Genomic DNA, 3,733 nt, shown 5'->3' on the forward strand with positions numbered 1-3,733 from the left:
GGTTAAAACGACGAATCTGGCTCGGTGATACATAAATATCATCAGGACCAGCAAGGTATGAGCTGTCTGCGCTACGTAGGAAGCCAAAACCGTCTTGAAGAATTTCTAGAACACCATCACCAAAGATGTCCTCACCACTTTTTGCGTGTGCTTTAAGGATGGAGAAGATAATGTCTTGTTTTCTTAAGCGAGCTTGATTTTCAAGACCTAGGCTTTCGCTAAGTTTAACAAGTTCAGACACAGGTCTGTTCTTCAGTTCAGTAAGATTCATAGTGGTGGAAGTTTGTTTAGTCAAAATAGGGTCTGTTTTCTTAAGTTAAGAAGGATTTGGTCACAGGCTCGACCAAGAAGAGAATTTGTTCAATTAACGTGCGATAAATTAGCACTAAAACTAAGACTAGTCCATAGCTTAGAAAAAACAAAACCGCGCATTTGTTAACTGCGCGGTTTCTTTTCAAATACTCACCTGATTATAGGTTAGCGTCTAGGAACTCTTTAAGTTGAGTTTTAGACAATGCACCAACTTTAGTTGCTGCTACGCCACCGTCTTTGAAAAGAAGTAGCGTTGGAATACCGCGAATACCGAATTTTGGTGGAGTACCAGCATTTTGGTCGATATTTAATTTACCGATTGTGAGCTGACCTTCGTACTCGTTTGCGATTTCATCAAGAATCGGCGCAATCATTTTACATGGACCACACCATTCTGCCCAAAAATCAACAAGAACAGGGCCTGCAGCGTTGATTACATCGTTATCAAAACCGTCATCAGTTAGCTGCAAAATCTTATCACTCATCTTCCACTCCAATGTATTTTTTAGAACTGGTTGGATGATAACCAGTAAATAGATGCCCTATTGGAATGTATTTACTTTCGTATTGCAAGCTTAAGCTGATATTCTATAGCAATGAAAAAGACGCATATCACAGAGCAAAAGTTCGCCGACTTGGATTTACTTCCGCAAGTCATTGAAGGATTGGAGAAAAAAGGGTTCGACTATTGTACCCCTATCCAAGCCTTGGCGCTCCCGGTACTGCTCACCGGCCAAGACATTGCAGGCCAGGCCCAAACGGGTACTGGTAAAACGCTTGCGTTTCTTACTGCTACTTTTAATCACCTGCTAAAAACACCTGAGCATGAAGGCCGTAAGCCTAACCAGCCACGTGCGATTATTATGGCACCAACGCGTGAACTCGCGATTCAGATCTACAACGATGCTGACTCTCTGGTTGCAAGCACAGGTATCAAGGCAGCATTAGCTTACGGTGGCGAAAGCTACGATAAGCAACTAGGTAAGATCGAAGAAGGCGCTGATATCTTAATTGGTACGACTGGCCGCATCATCGATTTCTACAAGCAAAAGGTATTTAACCTTAACCACATTCAAGCCGTTGTTCTTGACGAAGCTGATCGCATGTTCGATCTTGGTTTCATCAAAGACATCCGCTTCTTGTTCCGTCGTATGCCTGAGCCAAAAGATCGCCTAAACATGCTGTTCTCTGCGACGCTGTCTTACCGCGTACAAGAACTTGCATTCGAACACATGCACAACCCAGAGCATGTCGTTGTTGAACCTGAGCGTAAGACTGGTCACCGTATTCAAGAAGAGCTGTTCTACCCTTCTAACGAACATAAGATGGCTCTTCTACAAACGTTAATCGAAGAAGAGTGGCCAGATCGCGCAATCATCTTCGCTAACACTAAGCACAAGTGTGAATCAGTTTGGGGCCACTTGGCTGCCGATGGTCACCGTGTTGGCCTACTAACTGGCGATGTTCCTCAGAAGAAACGTGAAAAGATTCTTGAGCAATTCACTAAAGGCGATGTTGACCTGCTTGTCGCAACGGATGTTGCAGCACGTGGCCTACACATCCCTCAAGTAACACACGTATTCAACTTTGACCTACCTGACGATTGTGAAGATTACGTTCACCGTATCGGCCGTACAGGTCGTGCTGGTGAAAGCGGTCACTCGATCAGCTTTGCTTGTGAAGATTACGCAATCAACTTGCCACCAATCGAAGAATACATTGAGCACGCTATCCCAATGTCTGACTACGATGCTTCTGCACTACTGGAAGATCTGCCAGCACCGATGCGCTTACGTACACGTAACCCGCAACAACGCCGCTCAAACAACAATGGCCCACGCAACGGTAACCGGAAACCAAACCAGAACCGTCGCCCACGCCAACCGCGTCATAACAAGGAAGCTTAGTCGCTTATGAGTCAAACAGTGTCACCACCGCTTTATGCTGCAATCGACCTCGGGTCGAACAGTTTTCATATGCTCGTTGTGCGTCATATCGATGGCAGCGTACAAACCATGGCTAAAATTAAGCGCAAAGTTCGTTTAGCTGCAGGCTTAGATGAAAATAATGCGCTTAGTACTGAAGCCATGCAGCGCGGTTGGGACTGTTTGAGTCTCTTTACAGAGCGACTGCAAGATATTCCGAAAGAAAATATCCGCATTGTTGGTACAGCGACCCTACGTACCGCTATCAATGTGGATATATTTCTCGCGAAAGCGAACCAGATCCTTGGTTACGACATCAATGTTATCTCTGGTGAAGAAGAAGCTGCGACTATCTATAAAGGCGTAGCACACACTTCTGGTGGCAGCGGCCGCCGACTAGTGGTTGATATTGGTGGTGCAAGTACCGAGATGATCATCGGTGAAGGTTTCTCAGCCAAAGCCTTAACCAGCCTGAAGATGGGTTGTGTTACTTGGCTTGAACGCCACTTTAAAGATCGCCAATTAACCGCAACCAACTTCAACAATGCCATTGAAGCGGCTAAGTCTACGTTAGCTCCTATCCTAGATAGCTACACTGATATCGGATGGGATGTGTGTGTTGGCGCCAGTGGTACCGTTCAAGCGCTGCAAGAAATCATGTTGGCGCAAGGCATGGATGAAGTTATTACTCATGCAAAACTCAAGCGTCTACAAAAACAAGCGATGATTACAGAGCGCTTAGAAGAGCTTGAGATTGAAGGCTTAACCCTTGAGCGCGCACTAGTGTTCCCAAGTGGTCTTTCTATTCTTATCGCGATTTTTGAGCTGCTTGAAATTGATTCAATGACACTCGCTGGCGGCGCACTCCGTGAAGGTCTCGCCTACGAGATGGTTGATGAGTTTCGCCAAGAAGATATTCGCGCTCGTACCATTAAGAGCGTGCAATCACGCTACCAAATGGACGTAAGCTACAGTGAACAAGTTGCTGTAGTCGCACAGACTCTATTAGAGCAAGCGGGCGCCGAAACGTGGGTTTCTGAACCTCAAGCAGGTGTGCTATTACAAACAGCGGCGAAGCTTCATGAGATTGGTTTAACAATCGATTTCAAAAAAGGCGGCGAGCACAGTGCTTACCTACTGCAGAACTTAGACCTACCAGGCTTTACTCGAGCGCAAAAGCACTGCTTGGGTGAGTTAACACGTCGCTACCGCGAACAGTTAACTTCATTGCCTGAACAACATGCAATCTCAGGTACCAGCAGCAAGCGTATTTTACGAATTCTGCGTTTAGCTATTTTGTTGACTCACCGTCGTAATCCAGCGCTTGAGCCTGAGTTCAAGCTGACGACGGATGACAACAATCTGACCTTGACGCTTTCTAAGCAATGGCTAGCAGACAACCCGCTGACCGCTGCTGAGCTAGAGATCGAGTCGAATAGACAAACCGATATTGGCTGGCCATTGAATATTGAATGCCTCTGATATTAGTATCTGAC

The 3,733-nt window shown here is 45.9% G+C and carries 4 protein-coding genes; 2 read left to right on the forward strand and 2 right to left on the reverse strand.

Annotation, left to right across the window (positions count from 1 at the left end; genetic code table 11):
• Both AB4653_RS05415 and trxA read right to left on the reverse strand, forming a co-directional pair.
• Nucleotides 1-271, reverse strand: a 271-nt coding sequence (locus tag AB4653_RS05415; protein WP_372103513.1) for a Rho termination factor N-terminal domain-containing protein, incomplete at its 3' end; no start/stop codon positions are given.
• A 199-nt stretch (nucleotides 272-470) separates the two neighbouring features.
• Complete coding sequence (trxA, locus tag AB4653_RS05420; protein ID WP_009848196.1) at nucleotides 471-797, reverse strand: thioredoxin TrxA; 327 nt, start codon at nucleotides 795-797, stop codon at nucleotides 471-473.
• 111 nt (nucleotides 798-908) lie between these two features.
• Between trxA and rhlB the strand changes: the two genes are divergently transcribed.
• Together rhlB and gppA are read left to right on the forward strand one after the other, a co-directional pair.
• Entirely contained in the window at nucleotides 909-2,219 is a 1,311-nt protein-coding gene (gene rhlB, locus AB4653_RS05425; RefSeq protein ID WP_009848195.1) for an ATP-dependent RNA helicase RhlB, read from the forward strand.
• Nucleotides 2,220-2,225: 6 nt separating this feature from the next.
• Nucleotides 2,226-3,719 (forward strand): guanosine-5'-triphosphate,3'-diphosphate diphosphatase, encoded by a 1,494-nt coding sequence (gene gppA, locus AB4653_RS05430; RefSeq protein ID WP_009848194.1) that lies wholly within the window; start codon nucleotides 2,226-2,228, stop codon nucleotides 3,717-3,719.
• The last annotated feature ends 14 nt before the right edge of the window (nucleotides 3,720-3,733 follow it).

This window comes from Vibrio sp. 10N.222.48.A3 (assembly GCF_041475345.1).
Lineage (GTDB): Bacteria > Pseudomonadota > Gammaproteobacteria > Enterobacterales > Vibrionaceae > Vibrio > Vibrio tasmaniensis_A.